This window comes from Hyphomonas sp., assembly GCF_022844445.1.
Taxonomy (GTDB): Bacteria; Pseudomonadota; Alphaproteobacteria; order Caulobacterales; family Hyphomonadaceae; genus Hyphomonas.
In genome coordinates, this window is record NZ_JALHLS010000003.1 from 101,877 (window position 1) to 123,847 (window position 21,971).

The following is a 21,971-nucleotide window of genomic DNA, read 5'->3' on the forward strand; positions in this document are numbered from 1 at the left end:
TCCTTGGAGGCGACGCGGGTGGAGTTGGGCTCAGGCGAATTTCGACGTGAACGCTTCGAGCGTCGCCTTGATCTCGGCTTCGATCTCTTCGGTCAGTTCTTTCTTGTCGCGCAGCTTGTTGAGCAGATCTTTCTTCGAACCACGCAGATGAGCGAGCAGCTCCTTCTCGTAGCGTGTGACGCTCTTGAGCTCGACCTTGTCGAGGTAGCCGCGCGTACCGGCGTAGATGATGAAGACCTGCTCTTCCATCAGCAGCGGCGAGTATTGCGGCTGTTTCAGCAGTTCCGTCAGGCGGGCGCCGCGGTTCAGCAGGCGCTGTGTGGCGGCGTCGAGGTCGGAACCGAACTTCGCGAAGGCAGCCATCTCGCGGTACTGGGCGAGTTCACCCTTCATCGAGCCGGCAACCTTCTTCATCGCTTTCGTCTGGGCGGCAGAGCCCACGCGCGACACCGAGAGGCCGACGTTCACGGCCGGGCGGATACCCGAGTTGAACAGGTCGGTTTCAAGGAAGATCTGGCCGTCGGTGATTGAGATCACGTTGGTCGGGATGTACGCCGACACGTCGTTGGCCTGGGTTTCGATGATCGGCAGAGCGGTCAGCGAGCCCGAACCGTTGTCCGAGTTCAGCTTCGCAGCGCGCTCAAGGAGGCGCGAGTGGAGGTAGAACACGTCGCCCGGATAGGCTTCGCGGCCCGGCGGACGGCGCAGCAGCAGCGACATCTGGCGGTAGGCAACGGCCTGCTTGGACAGGTCATCATAGATGATCAGGGCGTGCATGCCGTTGTCACGGAACCACTCACCCATGGTGCAACCCGTGAACGGGGCGAGGTACTGAAGCGGTGCCGGCTCGGAAGCGGTTGCAGCCACGACGATCGTGTAGTCGAGGGCGCCGCGCTCTTCGAGCACCTTGACGACCTGGGCCACGGTCGAACGCTTCTGCCCGATCGCGACGTAGACGCAGAACAGCTTGTCCTTGTCGGACTTCGCAGCGTCGTTGGTCGGCTTCTGGTTCAGGATGGTGTCGATGCAGATTGCGGTCTTGCCGGTCTGACGGTCACCGATGATCAGCTCGCGCTGGCCGCGGCCGACCGGGATCATGCCGTCGATGGCCTTGATGCCGGTCATCATCGGCTCGTGAACCGACTTGCGCGGGATGATGCCCGGAGCTTTCACGTCCGAACGCTGACGGCTGGCGATATCTTTCAGCGGGCCTTTGCCATCGATCGGTTCGCCCAGTGCGTTGACGACGCGGCCGAGGAGGCCCTTGCCGACCGGGGCAGCCACGATCTCGCCGGCGCGCTTGACGGTCGCGCCTTCCTTGATGCCGCGGTCATCGCCGAAGATCACGACGCCGACGTTGTCGTTCTCGAGGTTGAGGGCCATGCCTTTGAGGCCGCCTTCGAACTCGACGAGCTCGCCAGCCTGGACGCTGTCGAGGCCGTAAACGCGGGCGATACCGTCGCCGACCGAGAGAACCTGGCCGACATCGGAAACTTCAGCGTCGACGCCGAAGTTGTCGATCTGCGACTTCAGGATGCCCGAAATTTCTGCGGGTGAAATATCCATCGAGCTACTGTGCTCCCTTCATGGCGGTGTTCATGCGATTGAGTTTGGCGGCCACACTGGCGTCAACGAGCTTGGAGCCGATGCGCAGCTGGATGCCGCCGATCAGCGAGGGATCAACCTCGCTGGAAAGTTCCACTTCGCCGCCGACCACCTTGGCCAGGAGCGATTCGATGCGGGCGCGCTCGGCGCCGCTCATTTCCTTCGCCGTCCGCACCACCGCGCGCTTGATACCGCGCTGGTTGGCGTAGAGCTGGTCGAAGGCGTACTCGGCGCTCAGGATATCCTTCGCCCGGCCATTGGTGGCCATCACGCCAAGAAATTTGCTGAAAATAGGCGAATAGCCGGCCTTCTTTGCCACCCCGCCGAGCGCTTTGACTTTTGCATCACGGCCGAAAGCCGGGGAATCGAGCAATGTGGTCAGGTCTTTCGAGGTGCGCACGCTTTGCGCGAAGGCCCGGAAATCCTTGTGAACTACGGCCAGGGCGCCTTTGTCCTGCGCCAGTTCGAACAACGCGCGCGCATAGCGCTGGGCTGCTTCACTCGTCTGCGTCACGCTCGATGCCGGCAAGGTCGATATCCGTCGCGGTTGAAGGGCGGGAATTGCCCGGGGAAATGTCAGGAGCAGGCCGTCACAACCCGTGCGCGCCCGCTCAATTGTGCGGCGCTTAACATCAGAAAACTGCGCTGACAACATGGCCGCCGTACCAGACGCTGCGGCGAAATGGCAAAGATGGGGAATTGCCCCGAATCCCCAGTGTTTACAGGAAAGAATACGGGTCGATGTCGACTGACAATCGCACCTGCGACGGCAGCTTGAGGCGGGCGACCCAGGCCGTCATGTAGGCCGAAAGATCGATGTTCCGGGGGCTCTTCACAAGGAATCGCCTGCGGTGGCGTCCCCTGAGCACCGTTATCGGGGCCGGCGCAGGCCCAAACAGTTCAATTCCTTCGGAATTTGGCGCCAGCGCTGCGAAATCGAGAGCTGCCTTGTCGACCAGTTCCGCCGAGGGGGCTGACAGGATCATCGCGGCCAGCCGTCCGAATGGGGGCAGCCCCAGTTCGGCGCGGACTTCCCGCTCGATCTGCAGGTAACCGTCCCGGTCATTGGCCGCCAGCGCCTGCATGGCAGGGTTGTCTGGGTCGTAGGTCTGCACATAGGCCTTGCCCGGCCGCTCCGCGCGGCCAGCCCGCCCGGCCACTTGGCTCAGAAGCTGGTAGGTGCGCTCCCCTGCCCGCAGGTCTCCGCCTTTCAGGCCGCTATCGGCATCAACCACCCCGACAAGGGTCAGATTTGGAAAATTGTGCCCTTTGGCGACGATCTGGGTCCCGATGAGCACGTCGATCTCCCCAGCCGCCATCCGTTCGATGATACTCCGCACGGCGTCGCCGCCCTGCGCGGTGTCGGATGAGAAAATTTCGATCCGGGCCTCGGGCAGCAGCAGGCGGACCTCCTCAGCCACCCGTTCGACACCCGGGCCGACGCCCATCAGCGAATCAGCGGCGCCGCATTTCGGGCAGACTGCCGGTTTCGGGATCGAATAGCCGGTGAGGTGGCAGACGAGGCGGCCGGAATAACGGTGTTCAGTCAGCCAGGTCTCGGTACCGGGAGATTTCAGCTTCTCGCCGCAGGCTTTGCAGATGACGAGCGGCGCATACCCGCGCCGGTTCAGAAACAGGAGGGACTGCTCCCCCGCGGCCAAAGTCTCGCCGAGCGCCAGTTCGAGCCGCGGCGACAGCCACTTACCCTTGGCCGGCGGAGCGCGCTTCAGGTCTATCAGTTCGATCTCAGGCAGGCGCGCCGTTCCGGGCCGGGCCGCGAGGCGAAGGCGAACATAGCGGCCGGCCTCCGCGTTGACGACCGTCTCCAGCGCCGGGGTGGCCGAAGCGAGCACGACCGCGCCTTCCTCCAGCTTCGCCCGCATAACGGCGAGATCGCGGGCATGATAGGTGACGCCGTCCTCCTGCTTGTAGCTGCCATCATGCTCTTCATCGACGATGATCAGCTTCAGCTTGCGGAATGGCAGGAACAGCGCCGAGCGCGCGCCAATGACAATGCGGGCACGCCCATGCAGGACCTCGCGCATGGTCCGGCGGCGCTCCTTGGGGTTAAGCCCCGAATGCCAGGGGGCCGGGGCGGCGCCGAAGCGCGCTTCGAAGCGGGAGAGGATAGCCTGCGTCAGCGCGATCTCCGGCAGCAGGACGAGGATCTGCGCTCCCGGATCCGACCGGAGGACTTCGGCAATGGCCTCGAAATAGACTTCGGTCTTGCCGGAGCCAGTGACCCCGTCGAGCAGGTAGGCCGAGAAGCCACCCTTCCGGAGGCCCTCGCGCAGGTCTTCTGCGGCGCACGCCTGCTCACCCGTCAGCACCGCGCCAGGCAGGTCCGGATCCGGCACGGGAAATGGCAGATCCACCGGTTCCTCGACCTCTTCCAGCGCGCCCATGGCGAGCAGGCCCTTCACGACGCTGGACGTAACACCCGCTGCGGCAGCGAGTTCAGAAGACGAGGCGAGGCCCAGCGCGCCGGCCTGTTCGAGCACCTTGGCGCGCGCAGTCGTCAGACGCCCCTCGGGCAGGCCGCCGAGCCGGTAGCGAAGCTCGACGGGCGAAGGCAGCAGGGCTTCCCGGGCGCGCAGCGCCATCGACAGGATCGTGCCCGGGTGGCTCACCGTGTAGCGCGTCGTCCAGGTCAGGAACTCCCGCATTGGCGCGGACATCGGCGGCACGTCATAGACAGCGCTCACGGCCTTCAGCTTGCGGTTCGTACCCGGCTGGTCCGGCAGCACCTCCACAACCATGCCAAGCCGGTCATACGGGCCCACAGGCGCCGCCACGTAGGAGCCTGGCTCCAGCGCCATGCCATCAGGGACCGTATAATCAAACGGCTCCGGCAGCGGCAGTGTGAAGAGAATCCGGGCGATCAGCATGACCCTGTCCTCCTAGCCCCGCCCTTTCGCGGCGTCACGCCTTGCCTCTCAGGCAAGCCCGCCCTACCCCTCCCTGCATGGCTAAAGACAAGAAGACCGGCTACGAGCCGCTGACCTCGATCGAGGCAATTACCGCAGGGCTCGGCACGTCGGGCTATATTTCCACCTCGCAGATTTCCACGGCGGTTTTCCTCGCTCACGGGCTGCGCAAGCCGATCCTGATCGAAGGTCCGGCCGGTGTCGGCAAGACTGACCTTGCCGCTTCGCTTTCCAAATGGATGGATCTGCCGCTGATCCGCATGCAGTGTTACGAGGGCCTTGATGAGGGCAAGGCGCTGTATGAGTGGAAGTATGGCAAGCAGCTGCTCTACACGCAGATCCTGAAGGAGAAGCTGAACGAGCTGCTCGGCGGGGCGGAAACGCTGAAGGATTCGCTAGCGAAGCTTTCCGGGTTTGAAGACCTGTTCTTCTCCCGGCAGTTCCTTGAAGCCCGCCCCCTGCTCCATGCAATGCAGCAGGACCAGGGCTCGGTGCTGCTGATCGACGAGATCGACAAGTCAGACGAGGCGTTCGAGGCTTTCCTCCTCGAAGTGCTGTCGGACTATCAGGTGACCGTGCCGGAGATCGGCACGATCAAGGCAAAGGTGCCGCCGCTGGTGATCCTCACGTCGAACAACGTGCGCGAGCTTGGCGACGCGCTGAAACGGCGCTGCCTGCACCTGCATATCGGCTTCCCGGACCATGAGCGCGAGCAGCGCATTGTGCGCGCCCGTGTGGACGGCATTTCGGACGCGCTGCTGAACCAGCTCGTGCGCTTCGTGCAATCGGTCCGAGAGGCCGACATCAAGAAGCGGCCCTCCATTGCCGAGACCGTGGACTGGGCCCGCACGCTGCTTCTGATGCATGCGAGCACGCTGGAAGAGGACTTCGTGCGCGATACGCTGAACGTGCTGCTGAAGCACGAGACGGACATAGCGGCGATTGCGCCGGCCATTCCGAAGATGGTGCGCGAGGCGACCGGACCGGATGCGCGCGGGCGGCTCGCCTCGGGCTATCCGGACATGGGCTGAGGGCATTGCCCGGCGATGGAAAAGCAGATCTCCAACTTCATCCGTGCGCTGAGGTCCGCCGACGTACGCGTCTCGACAGGTGAAGCGCTGGATGCGGCCCGCACAGTCGCGATGATCGGCTATGATGACCGGGCCCTAATGAAAGATTCGCTGGCCTGCGTGCTGGCGAAATCGGAGTCGGAAAAGTCGATCCACGACCGGTTGTTTGATCTCTACTTCTCTTCTGCGCCGGCGGGTTCTGTATCGCAGTCAGCAGAATCCGAGACGCAGGAAAGCCAGGAAGACCCGAAGGACGCGGCCGAGCGTCTGTCGCAGCTGGCGCAGGAAGGCAACGAACAGGCCCTCGCCGCTGCCATCGAGCGGGCGGCGGAACAGGCCGGGCTGAACGATATCCGCTTCTCAACGCAGGTCGCGTATTTCTCGCAGTCGATGGTGCGCGCGATGGGCGGCGAGCAGCTGCAGGCACGGCTATTGGAGGCGCTGCAGGGGCGCACGCCCGATGCAGACGCGGAGGCCCAGCGCCTGATTGACGTGCGCCGTACGCTGACGATGGCGGCGCGGGAGCGAGCCGAACGGGCGTTCCAGATATTCGGCGCTGCCGAGACCGAAAAGTTCCGCGATGAGGTCGCCGCCACGAAACGCCTCTCGGCTATCGAGGCGGGCGACATGGCTCGGATGAAGCAGCTGGTCGCAAAAGTCGCCAAGCGGCTGGCCGTCAAGCACTCCCGCCGCCGCAAGCGCACGCAGCGGGGCCTCCTCGACGTGCGCCGAACGATGCGCGCCAATGCCGGCGTCGACGGCGTGCCGTTCAACGTCATCTGGCGCCAGAAGAAAAAGGACCGCCCCAAGATCCTCGTGATCTGCGACGTGTCAGGCTCGGTCGCGCTTTATGTGCGCTTCCTGCTGTTGCTGCTCTATTCGATGAAGGAAGCGATTCCGGACCTGCACGCGTATGCGTTTTCGTACCGGCTCAAGAATGTCGACGACATACTGGAGACGATGGAGTTCGATGCGGCGATCAAGAAAATTCTGCGCGAGATCGGCCTCGGCTCGACGAGCTATGGCCAGGCTTTCTCGGACTTCAAGATGGACCACGAGAACAAGATCGACCGGCGCACGACGATCATCATCCTTGGCGACGGGCGATCAAACTATGGCGATCCGCGCCTTGACCTGTTTCGTGATTTTGCCGGCCGGGCCAAGCGCATCATCTGGCTGAACCCGGAAGGCCGCGCGCTGTGGGGCACCGGCGACAGCGTTATCCCGCGGTATGAGCCCTTCTGTGCACAGATGAGTCATGTCGCGACGCTGAAAGACCTGGAAAAGGCGGTCGACGAAGTGCTGACCGCCTATTCCTGAAGCCTAGTTCAAACCCATTTCATCGCGATAGCGGCGGCGCAGCAGGTCGATCGGCGCGAGGTCGCGCTTTTCGGTTTCGTAGTGCCAGTAGGTCCAGCCATTGCAGGCAGGTGCCTGTTGCACATGCGCGCCGAGGCGGTGGATCGAGCCGGACATCGAGCCGGTCGTCAGCGAGCCGTCCACGCGGATGCGGGCCTGGTGGCGGCGCTGCGGGCTGAACAGGCGATCGCCGGGCTTCAGCCAGCCGGTATCGATCAGGGCACCAAACGGTACGCGGGCGAGCGACTTCTTGCTGCGCTCGGTTTCCAGAGTTTCTACATCCATCGGTTCGATGGACTTCAGGCGCGCGCGCGACAGGCGGACATAGGAGTCCTCGCGCTCGAGGCCGATGTAATTGCGACCGAGGCGTTTGGCGGCCGCGGCGGTGGTGCCGGTGCCGGAGAATGGATCAAGCACGAGATCGCCGGGGTTGGTGGTGGCCAGCAGGACACGGTGGAGCAGAGATTCCGGCTTCTGCGTCGGATGGGCCTTGCGGCCCGCTTCGTCTTTCAGGCGCTCGCCGCCGGTGCAAAGCGGGATCACCCAGTCAGAGCGCATCTGCTTGTCTTCGTTGAAGGTCTTCAGGGCGTCATAGTTGAACGTGACGCGCGCGTCGCGGTTCTTGCCGGCCCAGATCAGCGTCTCGTGCGCGTTCTGGAAGCGGGTGCCCTTGAAGTTCGGCATCGGATTGGTCTTGAGCCAGATCACATCGTTCTGAATCCAGAAGCCCTGATCCTGCAGGATGCTCCCGACACGGAAGATATTATGATAGGATCCGATGACCCAGATGGCGCCGTCATCCTTCAGGACGCGCTGGCACTGTTCGAGCCACTGGTGCGTGAACAGGTCATATTCGTCAAAGCTGGCGAACTTGTCCCATTCGTCATCGACGCCGTCGACGACCGACTGGTCCGGACGGGTCAGCCCGCCACCGAGCTGAAGATTGTAGGGCGGGTCTGCAAACACGAGATCAACCGACTTGTCGGGAATGCGCGACAGGAGTTCGATACAGTCACCTTGCGCAATCGTGTTCTTCTGGATCGTCATTTTCGGGGGCCCCGCTGAAATCTACGTGCCCTGGAATCTCTGGGATGCGCCGGTTACCACCGCGTTACGGAAAGACGAACGAAAGGTTACCGGTGCGCGCCGGACCTGCTGCGGCGTTTACAGTCCGAGCAGCAGCTGCCCCTCCGGCGTGGCCTGCGGACGGAACAGATCGGTGCGAAGAGGCGTGCGCGGTGTGTTGAGCCCGAAACGAACCGCTGCCTTGTGAAAGCGCTGTGATATCAGGTCCGCGACCGGTCCGCGGCCTCGACCGCGCTCGAACCATCTGGCGTCATAATCCTTGCCGCCGCGCATCTCGCGGATGAGGTTTATTACCCGGGCAGCCCGGTCCGGCACATGCTCCACCAGCCATTCGTGGAAGAGATCCTTTATTTCGAACGGCAGGCGCAGGACGACATAACCCGCCCCGGCTGCGCCATGGTCACTGGCGGCTTCGAGCAGGGATTCAATCTCGTGATCGGTCAGGCCCGGAATGATCGGCGCGGTCATCACCGAGACCGGGATACCTGCCGACGAGAGCGCGCGGACCGTTTCCAGCCGGCGCGCAGGCGTTGCAGCGCGCGGCTCCATCTTGCGGGCGAGCGTTCGGTCGAGCGTCGTGATTGACAAACCAACGCGGACAATCCCCTTCTCCGCCATCGGGGCGAGAAGGTCGATGTCGCGCTGGATCAGTGCCGATTTCGTCAGCAGGCTGACGGGATGGTTGTGGTCCGACAGGATTTCAAGGAGGCGCCGTGTCAGCCGCTCGCCGCGCTCCACCGGCTGGTAGGCGTCCGTGTTCATGCCCAGCGCGATGGGCTTCGGCACGTAGCCGGGCCGGGAAATTTCCCTCAGAAGCAATTCTGCCGCGTTCTGCTTGCGGAAAAGCCGGCTCTCGAAATCAAGCCCGGCCGACAGCCCGGCCCAGGCATGCGAGGGGCGGGCGAAACAGTAGATGCAGCCATGCTCGCAGCCCCGGTACGGATTGACCGTGCGGTCGAAGTTGATGTCCGGCGAATTGTTGAAGGTGATGATGGTGCGGGCGGTTTCGTCCATCAGGAGCGTCTCGAGCGGCGCGGCATCGTCCTCGATCGTGCCCCAGCCGTCATCGAAAGGATCGTGCGTCTGGGCCTCGTAGCGGCCGGTCTGGTTGGAAACCGCGCCGCGCCCACGATGGTGGAAGCGCTCGCCAGCCTCGGAAGTCTCGATCAGCGTAACCCGCCCTGAAGATTTCAGTTTCTGTCCGGTTCTCATGGCCGCATGAGAGCCACAGGAAAAAGAACATAGCAAGAACTTTACGGATGGCTTTTTGGGGAATTCAGCGGGCGCCCCGGGTCCAGGCCTTCCAGTCGGCGGCTTCGTCTATGTCGGTCAGCTGCTCCAGAAGGCCGATGCGGCTGTGACGCGGCAAGTTGCTCCAGACGTCTTCCATCGCATGCGGGCCGGACCATCGCACGCCTCCGAACGGATCGTGGGCGCGCGGCCCCTTGTGCAGGCCAAACAGCCAGAAGCCACCATCACTGGCGGGACCGAATACCGCGTCCTTCCTGCGCAAAAGGGCGACGGCTGCGCGCAGTTTGCCCGCGGTAACATCCGGAGCATCGGCGCCGATGAAGAGTACCGGACCGGGCGGCGCATGGTGCAGCGCCAGGCCAAGACGTTCGGTGAGGCCGCCGCTTCCCTGCGGCGCGAGTGGCAATCCCGCGAACGTCTGACCGGCCTGCGCGGCCCGGACGAGCCGGTCTGGCGCGACATAAATCGTGACCGCGCAGCCGCTGCCCTTCGCGGCCTGCAATGTCCGGGCGAGCGTGAAGGCGGCAATGCGCCGGGCGGTCGTGAGGCCCAGGCCCTTTGCCAGACGGGTCTTCGAGAGGCCGATGCGCGGCGGCTTGGCAAATACGAAAAGGATAGCAGGACGCATGCACTGGGGGCCTTGGATTTGCCGGAAACGAGGCGGACAGTGGGCGGACGTGCCTTGAAACGCAAGCAAGGGAGCCTGCCATGAAACTGCATGCCTGGTTGATCGCACTGGCCGCCACGCCGCTGCTCGGCGCCTGCTTCATGTCCGAGGCCCCCTACATCGCCGAAGGCGAACTGCTGGCGCGCGGGCCGATTGCGCTTTGCACACCGGATGACCCACCATGCCGGATCGCCCTGCCGTCCGGCGACGGCTATGTCGTGGAACCCGAAGATGGCGAGGAGGAAGACCTGCACATCCGTTTTGAAGCGCTGACGGAGGCAGGCGGCGTGCCGGTCTGGATCGGTGAGGCGGAACTTCGCGAAGGCGGCGAAGTGGCGTGGAGCTATGTCGTAGCGCGGCCGGTCAATGCGACGGTAGGCAGTGCGCCCCGGTTCGATCTCGCCATGCCAGGCTGCGGCGAGATTGCACGGGGCCTCGAGGCCGAAGCCGGTGTCGTGCGCACCGATCCCTATGCCTGCACGGTGACTGACTACGCGCTTTTCCGCGCCTACCTGACAAGCACTTACGCTGAACGGTTTGCCGACCCGGCCTGGTGGGCTGACGAAGACTAGTTGTAGGCTTTCGCGAGTTTTTCCGGGCTCGCGCCCATCAGGAAACGCGTCAGCAGCCAGGCGTTGCGCCAGGCGCGTCTGCGCCATCCGTCGCGCTCATACTTTGCTGCAGACGTGCGCGCTTCGGCATCAAGGATGACGAGACGGCGCTTTCCGAGCATGCGCACGATCATCACGTCTTCCATCAGCGGCACGTCGGGATACCCGCCGATTTCATTGTAGAGCGCGCGCGAGATCAGAAGGCCCTGATCGCCGTAGGGCAAACCGATCCACCGCGCGCGGCGATTGGCGCGGCGTTCCAGCCAGCGAGCTTCGCGGGCGTCGGAGCGGTACTTGAGCGAAAAGGCAGCCGCCATGCCGGAACGTGTTCCCATATGCGCGGCGGCACGCTCGGCCCAGTCGCGTGACAGCGCGGTATCTGAGTGGAGGAACAAGAACCATTCGCCGCGCGCGGCAGCCGCGCCGGCGCGCATTTGCTTTGCCCTGCCAGGCTCCGATCCGATCACGGTTGCACCCGCTGAGCCCGCAATCGCGCGGGTGGTGTCCGCGGAGCCACCGTCCACGACGATCACTTCCCGGATGAGGCCTGCTTCGAGGCCTGCCAGAAGGCTTTCCAGAGCCAACGGAAGATCACCGGCGGCGTTGAGCGCAGGAATGATGATCGACAGCGGTGCGGGCATCGGGGTGTGCTCAGTCCGCTGCGCGCGCGGGAACGGAAGGCGGGCTGAGGCGTTCATGGCGGAGATAATTGCAGGAGGCCTTCCCATGCCGACGATCTATCAGACGCTGAAGACGGATCATGACAAACACCGGGATCTGCTCGCTAAGCTGGCCAAAACCCAAGGCGATTCCGAGGATCGCCGCAAGCTTTGGCAGACCTTCTACTATGATGTAAGCGCCCATGCGGCCGCGGAGGAGCTTTCCTTCTACAGCAAGCTGATTGCCGAGTCCGAAGGCCAGCCGGAAGGCCGCCACTCGGTCGCGGAGCACCATGAACTGGAAGAAATGATTCAGGGCCTGCACGAGATGAAGTTCAGCTCACCGGGCTGGCTTGCACGGTTCAAGGCGCTGCAAGAGCGCTACGAGCACCATATCGAAGAAGAAGAGAAAGAGATCTTCGAGAAGGCCAGGCAAGTCATCGGCGCCGATTCGAAAGGCGCGATCGGCGCGGAGTTCACGAGCCTCAAGAAGACGGAACGTGGCAAGGTCGACGAGAAAGCCGAACAGGCGCTGGAAGACTAACCGCTGCTAAGCTCCGCCAGCCGTTTCTCGATCAACATGAGATCGCGCCAGGCGCGGCTCTTATCCTGCGGGCGGCGAAGCAGATAGGCGGGGTGGAGAATCGGGATCACAGGCGCCTGAAATCCGCCCGGCGTGGAGAAGGCGTATTCGTTGCCGCGCAGTTTCATGATGCCGTCCTTGCTGGCGAGCAGGGAGACGGCGGGTATGCCGCCGGCGGCGACGATAAGTTTCGGTTTCACCAGTTCGATCATCCGGTCGACAAACGGACGGCAGACGGCGAGTTCGTCGGCTTCCGGATTGCGGTTGCCGGGCGGGCGCCAGTAGTTGACGTTGGTAATGAAGGCATTCTCGGCCCGGGTCCGGCCGATCGCGGCAAGCATCTTGTCGAGCAGCTGGCCGGCCTTGCCAACGAAGGGCAGGCCGCGCCGGTCCTCCTCGGCGCCGGGCCCCTCCCCGATCACCATGAGGCTTGCGCCGGGAACCCCGTCATAGACGACCGCCTGCTCGCAAGCTGCCCGCAGCGGGCTGCCGTCAAAGGCGCGGATGGCTTCAGCCAAGGCCTCAAGCGTTGTGGCGGCTTTCGCCTGCGCCCGCGCTTCGTTCGCCCAATCGATGACTGTACGGGCGCCCCGCCGGATCACGGCGGGCGCTGCCGGAGCGGCCGACTGGCTCAGTTCTTCCGCGGCCTCGCGCGCGGGCGCGGACTTCAGCAACGCCTCGACCAGCGCCGTATCCATGCCCACGCCCATGTCCGCCCACCATTCGGTGAGCGCAGAAATCGGCACTCTTGACGCAGGGGCTGGCATTGCGGACAGGCTGGACCTTCGGGAAACACGCTGTAAGTGCTTAACCGGATAGAGATAAGGCGCATAGCGCAAACAAGGAGTGACCCATGGCCGACGCCCCCGAACGCGAGTCGATGGAATTTGACCTGGTGATCGTCGGCGGCGGCCCCGCAGGCCTTTCCGCCGCCATCCGGTTCAAGCAACTCGCCAATGAAGCGGGTCAGGACCTTTCGGTTGTCGTGATCGAGAAAGGCGGCGAGATCGGCGCGCACATTCTGTCCGGCCTCGTGCTGGACCCCAAGGCGCTGGACGAACTGCTGCCAGACTGGCGCACACGCGCCGACCGTCCGATCACCACGGAAGTGAAAACCGACAGCTACAAGCTGCTGGGCGAGAACGGCTCGGCCGAAGTCGGCTGGGCCCCCTTCCCGCCGCTGATGAGCAACCATGGCTGCTTCATCGGTTCGCTCGCGAACGTCTGCCGCTGGCTCGGGGCTGAAGCCGAGAAGCTGGGCGTGGAAGTGTTCCCGGGCTTTGCCGCCTCGGAAATCGTCTATGACGACAAGGGCGCCGTGCGCGGCATCGTCGCCGGCGTCATGGGCATCGACCGGGAAGGCAAGCCGGGTCCGGATTACCAGCCCGGCATGGAGTTGCTCGGCAAGTATGTTCTTTTCGCCGAAGGCGCGCGCGGCTCGCTGACCAAGCAGCTGCAGGTGAAGTTTGATCTGTGCAAGGACAGCGACCCGCAGAAGTTCGGCATCGGGCTGAAGGAAGTCTGGTCGGTTCCGGAAGAGATATTCCAGGAAGGCCTCGTGCAGCACACATTTGGCTGGCCCGTGATGGGCAAGAACGGTGATGGCGGCGGCTTCCTCTACCACTTCCGCGACAATGGCGAGGCCTTCGTCTCTGTCGGCTATGTGGTCCACCTCAACTACAAGAACCCCTATCTCGCCCCCTACAGCGAGTTCCAGCGCTACAAGCATCATCCCGATGTCATCCGCTATCTGAAGGGCGGCAAGCGCGTGGCCTATGGCGCGCGGGCAATCACGTCGGGCGGCATCCAGTCGATCCCGCAACTGTCATTCCCGGGCGGCGCGCTGATCGGCTGCTCGGCCGGGTTCGTGAACCTGCCACGCATCAAGGGCACGCATAACGCGATGAAGACCGGCATGCTGGCCGCCGAAGCGGCGTTCGACGCAGTCATTGCCGGACGCCAGAGCGATGAGCTGGATTCCTACCCGGACGCAGTGCGCAGCTCCTGGGTCTGGAAGGATCTCTCGCCGGTGCGCAACATGAAGCCTTTGATGTCGAAGTTCGGCACGCTGGTCGGCGCCATGATCGGCGTTCCGGACATGTGGATGCGCGTGCTGGTCGGCTTCGGTTTCCTCCCGACACTGCACCACACCAAGACCGACGCCGCATCGCTCAAGCCCGCCAAGGACTTCAAGCCGATCGAGTATCCGAAACCGGACGGCGTCATCAGCTTCGACAAGCTGACCAACGTATCCTTCACCAATACCTATCATGGCGAAGACCAGCCGGTGCACCTTATCGTCGCTGACATGGCGCTGCAGAAAGCGTCTGAGCATGACGTCTATGCCGGCCCGTCGGCTCGCTATTGCCCGGCCGGTGTGTACGAGTGGGTGGGCTCGGGCGCGGACCTGAAGTTCCAGATCAACGCGCAGAACTGCATTCACTGCAAGACGTGCGACATCAAGGACCCGAACCAGAACATCAACTGGACGGTGCCTGAAGGCGGCGGCGGCCCGGCTTATCCGAACATGTGAGTATAACGCAGGCGTGTAGACCGCGCCTGCGGTTTCACAGCCTCCCGCGCCTTGCTCTTGCCGCAAGGGACTGCTTCACTCAGGCCGTCTGCAAGGTGGAGTCTCCGCGCTTATGCCCCTGAAACCTTCCCTGATCGCTCTGGTCCTCGCGCTTGGCCTGTCCGCCTGTAGCAGCCTGCCGACCAGCGGCGCGGGAACGGCGACGCTTGGGGCGGAAGCCGCGGCCACGCCGCTCTCCCCTGCCGCGCTGCAAACGGCCGTCAAGACGGGAACGGGCCAACGGGCGAGCTATCCCGATCCGGTGGACGCCCTCAAGGCGGGTGACACAGCGGGCTACATCACGCTCCTCGCCGCGATGACAGAAGCCGAGCGCGAAGAAGATCGTTTTCTGAACGCCTACCTCGCGCTTGACCGCGCTGCCGCCAATGACATGGCCGGTGCCCGCGCCTACCTCGGCATCACGGGCGATGTGGCAGCGGACTTCGACCAGCCGGGCTTCTATCTCTGGATCGATTCCTGGCTAATGGCGCTGGAAGGCGATCTCGAAGGCGCGATCAACCGTCACCGCGAAGTGGCGGGCGGCATGCCCGGCATTACCGCTGACCTGTCGCTTGCGGCCATGCTGGAGGCCGCCGGGCGCAATGAAGAAGCACTCGCTGTCTATGACGCGCTGACGCCGACTGTGATCCAGGCGCCGGAACATGAGTTCGACCCGCAAGGCATCGTGTTCGCCCATATCAGCACCGTAATCGTGCGCCATGCCCTGCTGTTGCAGCGGATGGGGCGGATCGAGGAATCAAAGGTCGTCTACCAGCAACTGGCGGACGCAGAGCCGGAACAGGCGACCAGCTACGCCGCTGCCATCGACAGCCTCGAGACCGGCAAGAACCTCAAGAACAAGGCGCTGACCGTGCAGACCGGCTTTGCGCTGGCCTTGTCGGACGTGTCCTATTCGATGCAGCAACAGCGCTTCATCCAGACCGTCATGATGGGCGGCAATATCGAAGGTTTCGACGACAAGCGCGCCGCGTTCGACCTGTCGATCCTTCTGATCGACCCCGCCAACGAGAACCTGCGCAGCGGCATCATCGATGCGCTGTATGAAGAGGCGCTGTATCACGGCGCCGCGCATGTTGCGCTGACAGCGCCGGAAACTTCGCCGCAGCTGGAAATGTCGGCCGCGCAGGCGCTGCTGATGAGCGGCGACGAGAGCGGCGCCCGCAAGGCCATCGATAACGCGCTTGCGCTGACCGGCGAAGACGACCGGCTGTCCACGCTCTACGGCGCGCTTCAATTGCGGGCGCTGCTGGACGACAAGACCGCCGCTTATGGTCTGGTGCCGGAACTTCTGAGCCTCGCCGAAAACGCCGCTGAACAGGCCGCTGCCCACGGCGCCGCAAGTTCGGTCTACCTTCACTTCGGTGACGTGGCGATGGCGGCCGACCATGCTCGCGATGCGCGCAAGCTGGACGATACGCACCAGCGCCGCATGGTGCTGGCCGATGCGCTTGGCCAGGCCGGGCAGATCAATGACGCGCTTGTCATCCTGCGGTCCGAGCGACTGGCCCGTCCGAACGACCCTTACACTCTGAATTCGCTCGGTTATTTCCTGATCACGCGCACCGACAAATATGAAGAGGGCTACAAGATTCTCGCCCGGGCGATGCTGCTGGCGGATTCCGATCCGTACATTGCGGACTCTTTTGGCTGGTCCCTGTTCAAGCTGGGCGATCTCGAGCGCGCGAAGGGCCTGATCGAGAGCGCCCGCAAGGACCTGTCGCCGCAGAGTCACTGGGAGATCGAGGACCATCTTGGTGACATCTACTGGCACGAAGGGCGCAAGGACGATGCCCGGGCGGCCTGGCAGAACGCGCTGGAAAACTATCCTCCGAACAGGGACCGGGACCGGATCGCCGCCAAGCTGAAGGACGGCATCAGCACCCCGCCGCCCGAGAAGCGCCCCCTGCCTGAGATTTCCCTCGAGGACCTCGAGATCGAGCGCAGGGACATCTGACACTGCCCTCTTTTGCCCGCCGCGCGCGCGCCATAGTATCGCCGGAAACGCATGCGACCGCTCTGAACGCTCCGCCGTTACGGGCGATCATGGCTAATCGCAGTCGAATCACCGCACAGGTATAGTTGATGACTGATGCTCCTCCTCCGACCTTCCGCGCGACCCTGGACAAGTATTCCGGGCAGCTAAAATGGGCGCGCCGGATCGCGATCGCGCTGTTCGCGCTGGGGGTGATCGCCCTGATCGCCGTCTGGGCCTACTTTGCCGCGCTCGGCCGGGATGTGCCGTCGATTGCCAAGCTAAAACAGTATGAGCCGCCGATCACCTCGCGGGTGCATGCCGGCGACGGGACGCTGATCGCGGAGTTTGCCGACCAGCACCGGGTGTTCGTGCCCTATGAGTCGATTCCGGAACACGTGATTCAGGCCTTTGTCTCGGCCGAGGACAAGAACTTCTTCACGCATGACGGCCTCGATTATGCCGGCATCACGCGCGGCGCAGTGACCACCGCCAAGAACAAGATAACCGGCGACGGCGGCATGCAGGGCGGCTCCACGATCACGCAGCAGGTGGCGAAGAACATGCTGCTGACGCGTGACCAAAACATTGAGCGCAAGGCCAAGGAAGCCATTGTTGCGCAACGGATGGAGGCAGAGTTCACGAAGGGGCAGATCCTCGAACTCTACCTCAACGAGATCTATCTCGGTGGCCAGTCCTACGGCGTCGCCTCGGCGGCCCTGAACTATTTCAACAAGTCACTGTCGGAACTGGACCTGTCCGAAGCCGCAATCCTGGCGTCGCTGGCGCAGCTGCCGTCAGCCGTCAACCCTTACACCAACCCGGACCGCCTGCTGGTGCGCCGCAACTATGTGCTCGGGCGCATGGTTGAAGATGGCTACATTACCAAGGAAGAAGCCGAAGTGGCGAAGGCCCAGCCGCTGACGACCAAGAAACGACTGCGCGGCCCGGAATACGCCGCAACGACCTACTTCGTCCAGGAACTGCGCCGCGACCTGATCAAGACTTACGGCGAAGACACGCTGGAACAGGGCGGTCTGTCGATCCGCTCGACCATCGACACGCGCCTTCAGCTGGCCGCGCAGGCTGCGCTTCAGAACGGCCTGATCGCCTATGACCGTCGCCATGGCTGGCGCGGCCCGGTGACGACGCTGCCGGTGGATGACGGCTCGGTTGAAGCCCTCAAAGCGGTTAAACTGCCGGGCGGCTACGGCACCTGGGAAGCGGCGCTGGTGACCAAGCTGAGCGCCACCTCCGCCCAACTGCTGTTGACGGATGGTGAGACAATCAAGCTGCCCTCTGACGAGATCAAATGGGCCCAGACCTACAAGCCTGGAAAAGGAAAAGCCGGCCTGCAGGTCGGTCATGTCATCCTCGCCGAGTTCAAGCGCGAGGCCCAGAAGGCATCTGAAGCCGAGACGCCGATTGTGGACGAAGACGTGAAACTCGATCCGGATGGCAAGCCGATTGCCGGGCCGCCGGCCGAGCCGCTGATGATGCCGGTGGGCAACGCCACGCTGCGCCAGGTGCCGGAAGTCGATGGTTCGCTGATCGCACTGGATCCGCACTCCGGACGCGTGCTGGCGATGCAGGGCGGATATTCGTTCTTCAAGTCGAGCTTCAACCGCGCCACGCAGGCCAAGCGCCAGCCCGGTTCGAGCTTCAAGGCGTTCGTCTATGCCGCGGCGCTCGAGAAGGGCTACACACCGGCCAGCCGTATGCTAGATGCGCCGTTCGTCTCCTATGACGTGTCGACCAAGAAATACTGGGCGCCCAAGAACTACACCGCTGGTCAGTCCTACGGGATGGTAACTCTGCGGGTGGCGCTTGAGAAATCGCTGAACCAGGTGACCGCCCGCGTGGCTCAGGACATCGGCATGGAGTCGGTGTCCGACTTTGCTGAGCGGGTCGGCGTTTACGACAAGCTGCCGCCTTACGCTGCCATGTCGCTCGGCGCCGGTGATACCGAGCTGATCAATCTGGTACGCGGCTACGCCGCTTTTGTTAACGGCGGCAAGAAGGTCACCCCGACCCTGCTCGACCGTGTACAGGACCGGTATGGCCGGACCCTCTATCGCAACGACCAGCGCGCCTGTGACGGGTGCAAGGCCGATGAATGGAACGGCCAGGAGCCGCCGGCGCTGCCCGACATCCGTGACCAGGTGCTCGACCCGATCGTCGCCTACCAGATCACCCACATGATGGAAGGCGTGGTCGAGCGCGGAACGGGCCGCCGTGCATTGCGCGTCGGCAAACCACTGGCCGGCAAGACCGGCACGACGGATGACTACCGCGACGCCATCTTCGTCGGTTTCTCGCCAGATCTCGTGGTCGGCGTGCGCATCGGCTTTGACGACAACCGTTCGCTCGGTGAAGGTGAAGCCGGTGGCTCGCTCGCCGCGCCGATCTTCACCGAGTTCATGGAAAAGGCCCTGGAGAAGGAACCGGCCACACCGTTCCGCATCCCGCCCGGCGTGCGTCTCGTGAAGATCGATGCCCGCACGGGCGCACCCGCCCCGGGCGGCGGCCCCGGCGTGATCGATGAAGCGTTCCGTCCTGGCACCGAACCTGGTCTCAACGTGTTCGTCGGCCAAGAAGATTGCCTGTCGATTTCGGGATCTTGCGGTGACGGTACGCAGACACCGGGGACAAACCCCGACGGCTCAAACCCTGAAGACACGGCCGACGAGAATCTCGACGGTATCTTCTGACGCAGCTGAGCGAGCAGACAGCGCTTGGACCGCGCTTCGCAGCGCGTTATAGCCCATGCCAGACCGTTTCCCTTAAGTTGAAGGTTGCTTCCTCATGTCTGCAGAAATTCGCTCGCTGATTGACCAGATCCGCCATTCGGCGGCCCTGCTACGGAGGCGTCTTTGACTGGGATACGGCAACCAAACGCCTCGACGAACTGACCGCCCTCTCTGAACGGCCTGACTTCTGGAACGACCCCGCCGAGGCGCAGAAACTGATGCGGGAACGCCAGAAACTGGCGGATGGAATCGCGACAGTTGAATCGCTCGAGAAAGAGATCGCCGATGCGCCGGAGCTGATGGAACTTGCCGAAGGGGATGCCGGCATGCTCTCGGATATCCATGGCTCTCTGGCCCGCGCGGCGGAGGCAGCGCAGAAAGCTGAACTGGCGGCCCTGTTGTCGGGCGAAGCGGACGCCAACGACTGTTATCTCCAGGTCAACGCCGGCGAAGGGGGCACGGAAAGCCAGGACTGGGCCTCGATCCTGCGGCGCATGTATGTGCGCTGGGCGGAGAAGCACGGCTATTCAGTGGAAGAGCTCGACGAGCGCGAAGGCGAAGAAGCGGGCATCAAATCGGCAACCCTCCAGATCAAAGGCGAGAACGCCTATGGCTGGCTTAAATCCGAAACCGGCGTGCACCGTCTGGTGCGCATTTCGCCCTATGATTCCTCGGCGCGGCGCCATACGTCTTTCTCGTCGGTCAGCGTGACGCCGGTCATCGACGACAAGATCGAGATCGAGATCAACCCGTCGGAAGTGCGCACGGACACCTATCGCGCGTCCGGCGCCGGCGGTCAGCATATCAACAAGACCGACTCCGCTGTCCGCCTGACCCACTTGCCGACCAACACGGTCGTTTCCTGCCAGATGGGCCGCTCGCAGCACCAGAACCGCGAAGAGGCCTGGAAGATGCTGCGGTCGAAGCTATACGAGATCGAGTTGCAGAAGCGCCAGTCGATTGCGGACTCTCAGTATGCGGACAAAAGCGCCATCGGTTTCGGTCACCAGATCCGCTCCTATGTGCTGCAGCCCTACCAGATGGTGAAAGATCTGCGCACGGATGTCGAAACATCCGACACGGACGGCGTGCTGGACGGCGACATTGACCGCTTCCTCTCTGCCTCTCTGGCGGCCTCGGTGTCGAAAGAAGAATCAGCGTGACCGGAGCGGCGCCTCGTTCCCGCGGCCGTCTCGTGAGCTGGAATGACGAGCGCGGCTTCGGCTTCATTGCGCCGGAGGGCGGTGGTCAGGACGTGTTCGTGCATGCCAGCGCCTTTGCCAAGGAAGGCCGCCACATCGAAATCGGCCTCGTGTACGACTTTGATCTCGATATCGGCAAGGACGGCCGGCCGAAGGCAAAGCGCGTTACCGGCGTAGCCGTTGCGCCGGACGTGAAAGTTCAGCCGAGCCTCCTCTCGAAGGTGCTTCAGCGCGGACCGCGCATGCTGGTCATCCCCGCCTTCCTGTTCATCGTGCTGGCAATCAATTCGGTGCAGGGCATTTCATCCAACTGGTTCGTCATTTACGGCGTGGCGAGCGTTGCCTGCTTTGCGGGCTACGGCCTCGACAAGCTGGCGGCGAGCCACCGTCAATGGCGGGTGTCTGAAACCATATTGCTGCTCATCGGCCTGGTTGGCGGCTGGCCGGGCGGCATCCTTGGACAGGAAGTGTTCCGTCACAAGACGCAGAAGAAAGCCTTCCGTACACTGTTCTGGATGAGCGTCGCCATCAACATGGCGGCGTTCGTACAGATCAACGTTTTCGCCGCGCGCTGAGGCCCGCCAGCGCGGCCGCCTTGGCGAACACGGTCGGCAGGCCGCTCAGGTCATCGTCCGACACCCAGAAGCCTTCCGGCAGGTTCGCGTCGCGCGTTTCGGCAGCCAAGACGTCAAGATGCAGGCTGAAGTGCGTGAAGACGTGGCGCACTTGACCGACCCGCTGCCACGCGGCGTCCAGTGGCGGCTCAAACGCCTGACTTAGATCGCGCCATTCCGACGAAGGCAGCGCCAGCATTGCGCCGAGCAGGCCCGAAGGCGGCCGGCGCACCAGCCACACATGTCCCGTCCGGCGTAGCACGTAGGCGGCGCCGTAGCGCACGGGTCGCACCACCTTCTCCGGCTTCAACGGATAGCGCTCCGGTTCGCCCTCGGCCCGTGCGGTGCAAAGCTGCGCCAGCGGACAGATTGCGCAGTTCGGTTTCTTCGGTGTGCAGACGGTGGCGCCCAGGTCCATCAGCGCTTCGGCAAAGGCGCCAGGCCTGTCTGCGGGCACAAGATCGCGCGCGAGCAGGCCAATGCGCTTCTTGGCCGCCGCCCAGTCTTCCCTGAGTGCAAGCAGACGCGAGAACACACGCTCGGCATTACCGTCCACTGCCGGGGTCCGCTCGCCAAATGCCAGCGCGGCAATCGCGCCGGCGGTATACGGCCCGATACCCGGCAACAGGCGCAGACCCGCCTCGGTTTCCGGAAAGCTGCCCCGAGCGGCCACCTCGCGCGCGCATTTCAGAAGGTTGCGCGCCCGCGCGTAATAGCCAAGCCCGGCCCAAGCTTGCATCACATCCTCGTCTCGCGCCGCCGCCAGAGCCTCGACCGTGGGCCAGCGCGTCGTGAAGGCCGCAAAGTAAGGCGCGGCGTGAGGCACGGTAGTCTGCTGCAGCATGATTTCTGACAGCCAGACACGGTAGGGATCGCGCATTACGCCAGGCCTGGTCCGCCAGGGCAGCGTGCGGGCTGATCGATCGAACCAGACGAGCAGCGGCGCCACGATGGCGGCGAGAGGCACATCACTTTTCCCGGCCATGCCTTTTCCTCGCCTTAGAAGCCGTGCAGATTTGCGA

At 63.7% G+C, this 21,971-nt stretch carries 18 protein-coding genes; 9 read left to right on the forward strand and 9 right to left on the reverse strand.

Features of this window, described 5'->3' with window-relative positions; genetic code table 11:
* Nucleotides 1-30: 30 nt before the first annotated feature.
* The 3 genes from atpA to Q0C17_RS05155 form a co-directional block, all read right to left on the reverse strand.
* Nucleotides 31-1,566: a F0F1 ATP synthase subunit alpha gene (atpA, locus tag Q0C17_RS05145; protein WP_291202354.1), complete on the reverse strand. Its 1,536-nt coding sequence runs from the start codon at nt 1,564-1,566 to the stop codon at nt 31-33.
* A 4-nt stretch (nt 1,567-1,570) separates the two neighbouring features.
* The gene (gene atpH / locus Q0C17_RS05150; protein WP_291202357.1) at nt 1,571-2,260 is read right to left on the reverse strand and encodes an ATP synthase F1 subunit delta; all 690 of its coding nucleotides are present in this window, start codon (nt 2,258-2,260) and stop codon (nt 1,571-1,573) included.
* Between the two features lie 64 nt (nt 2,261-2,324).
* Nucleotides 2,325-4,493 carry a primosomal protein N' gene (locus tag Q0C17_RS05155; protein WP_291202360.1) on the reverse strand — a complete coding sequence of 723 codons (2,169 nt, stop codon included), beginning with the start codon at nt 4,491-4,493 and terminating at the stop codon, nt 2,325-2,327.
* A gap of 77 nt (nt 4,494-4,570) precedes the next feature.
* Between Q0C17_RS05155 and Q0C17_RS05160 the strand changes: the two genes are divergently transcribed.
* Nucleotides 4,571-5,563: a MoxR family ATPase gene (locus tag Q0C17_RS05160; protein WP_291202362.1), complete on the forward strand. Its 993-nt coding sequence runs from the start codon at nt 4,571-4,573 to the stop codon at nt 5,561-5,563.
* Nucleotides 5,564-5,578: 15 nt separating this feature from the next.
* On the forward strand, nt 5,579-6,922 hold the full coding sequence (locus Q0C17_RS05165; protein ID WP_291202365.1) for a VWA domain-containing protein: 1,344 nt from the start codon (nt 5,579-5,581) through the stop codon (nt 6,920-6,922).
* 3 nt (nt 6,923-6,925) lie between these two features.
* Here the strand turns inward: Q0C17_RS05165 and Q0C17_RS05170 are convergent, their stop codons facing one another.
* The 3 genes from Q0C17_RS05170 to Q0C17_RS05180 form a co-directional block, all read right to left on the reverse strand.
* On the reverse strand, nt 6,926-8,008 hold the full coding sequence (locus tag Q0C17_RS05170) for a site-specific DNA-methyltransferase (protein ID WP_291202368.1): 1,083 nt from the start codon (nt 8,006-8,008) through the stop codon (nt 6,926-6,928).
* Nucleotides 8,009-8,125: 117 nt separating this feature from the next.
* Nucleotides 8,126-9,259: a PA0069 family radical SAM protein gene (locus tag Q0C17_RS05175; protein WP_291202370.1), complete on the reverse strand. Its 1,134-nt coding sequence runs from the start codon at nt 9,257-9,259 to the stop codon at nt 8,126-8,128.
* 64 nt (nt 9,260-9,323) lie between these two features.
* Entirely contained in the window at nt 9,324-9,926 is a 603-nt protein-coding gene (locus Q0C17_RS05180) for a DUF2064 domain-containing protein (RefSeq protein ID WP_291202373.1), read from the reverse strand.
* An 80-nt stretch (nt 9,927-10,006) separates the two neighbouring features.
* On the opposite strand from Q0C17_RS05180, the gene Q0C17_RS05185 reads away from it, so the two are divergent.
* A complete protein-coding gene (locus Q0C17_RS05185) occupies nt 10,007-10,537 on the forward strand; it encodes a hypothetical protein (RefSeq protein ID WP_291202376.1) in 531 nt (176 codons plus the stop codon).
* Here Q0C17_RS05185 and Q0C17_RS05190 read toward each other — a convergent pair.
* Nucleotides 10,534-11,217 carry a TIGR04283 family arsenosugar biosynthesis glycosyltransferase gene (locus tag Q0C17_RS05190; RefSeq protein ID WP_291202379.1) on the reverse strand — a complete coding sequence of 228 codons (684 nt, stop codon included), beginning with the start codon at nt 11,215-11,217 and terminating at the stop codon, nt 10,534-10,536. The two genes, Q0C17_RS05185 and Q0C17_RS05190, sit on opposite strands and share 4 nt — an antisense overlap.
* A gap of 85 nt (nt 11,218-11,302) precedes the next feature.
* On the opposite strand from Q0C17_RS05190, the gene Q0C17_RS05195 reads away from it, so the two are divergent.
* On the forward strand, nt 11,303-11,779 hold the full coding sequence (locus Q0C17_RS05195; RefSeq protein WP_291202382.1) for a hemerythrin domain-containing protein: 477 nt from the start codon (nt 11,303-11,305) through the stop codon (nt 11,777-11,779).
* On the opposite strand, the gene Q0C17_RS05200 is transcribed toward Q0C17_RS05195, so the two are convergent.
* Nucleotides 11,776-12,564: a uracil-DNA glycosylase gene (locus Q0C17_RS05200; protein WP_291202385.1), complete on the reverse strand. Its 789-nt coding sequence runs from the start codon at nt 12,562-12,564 to the stop codon at nt 11,776-11,778. The two genes, Q0C17_RS05195 and Q0C17_RS05200, sit on opposite strands and share 4 nt — an antisense overlap.
* 107 nt (nt 12,565-12,671) lie before the next feature.
* Here Q0C17_RS05200 and Q0C17_RS05205 point away from each other — a divergent pair, with 107 nt between their 5' ends.
* The 5 genes from Q0C17_RS05205 (at nt 12,672) to Q0C17_RS05225 (ending at nt 20,910) form a co-directional block, all read left to right on the forward strand.
* The gene (locus tag Q0C17_RS05205; RefSeq protein WP_291202388.1) at nt 12,672-14,351 is read left to right on the forward strand and encodes an electron transfer flavoprotein-ubiquinone oxidoreductase; all 1,680 of its coding nucleotides are present in this window, start codon (nt 12,672-12,674) and stop codon (nt 14,349-14,351) included.
* A 112-nt stretch (nt 14,352-14,463) separates the two neighbouring features.
* Entirely contained in the window at nt 14,464-16,365 is a 1,902-nt protein-coding gene (locus Q0C17_RS05210; protein ID WP_291202391.1) for a tetratricopeptide repeat protein, read from the forward strand.
* Nucleotides 16,366-16,493: 128 nt separating this feature from the next.
* The gene (locus Q0C17_RS05215) at nt 16,494-19,094 is read left to right on the forward strand and encodes a penicillin-binding protein 1A (protein ID WP_291202394.1); all 2,601 of its coding nucleotides are present in this window, start codon (nt 16,494-16,496) and stop codon (nt 19,092-19,094) included.
* Nucleotides 19,095-19,188: 94 nt separating this feature from the next.
* Nucleotides 19,189-20,296 (forward strand): peptide chain release factor 2 gene (prfB, locus tag Q0C17_RS05220; RefSeq protein ID WP_291202397.1). Its coding sequence is split into 2 segments (ribosomal slippage): nt 19,189-19,257 and nt 19,259-20,296, totalling 1,107 coding nucleotides; the frame shifts between segments, so codons are not numbered across the junction.
* On the forward strand, nt 20,293-20,910 hold the full coding sequence (locus tag Q0C17_RS05225) for a cold shock and DUF1294 domain-containing protein (RefSeq protein WP_291202400.1): 618 nt from the start codon (nt 20,293-20,295) through the stop codon (nt 20,908-20,910). The genes prfB and Q0C17_RS05225 overlap by 4 nt, the downstream gene beginning before the upstream one ends.
* Here the strand turns inward: Q0C17_RS05225 and mutY are convergent.
* Entirely contained in the window at nt 20,888-21,934 is a 1,047-nt protein-coding gene (gene mutY / locus Q0C17_RS05230; protein WP_291202403.1) for an A/G-specific adenine glycosylase, read from the reverse strand. The genes Q0C17_RS05225 and mutY overlap by 23 nt on opposite strands.
* Between the last annotated feature and the right edge of the window lie 37 nt (nt 21,935-21,971).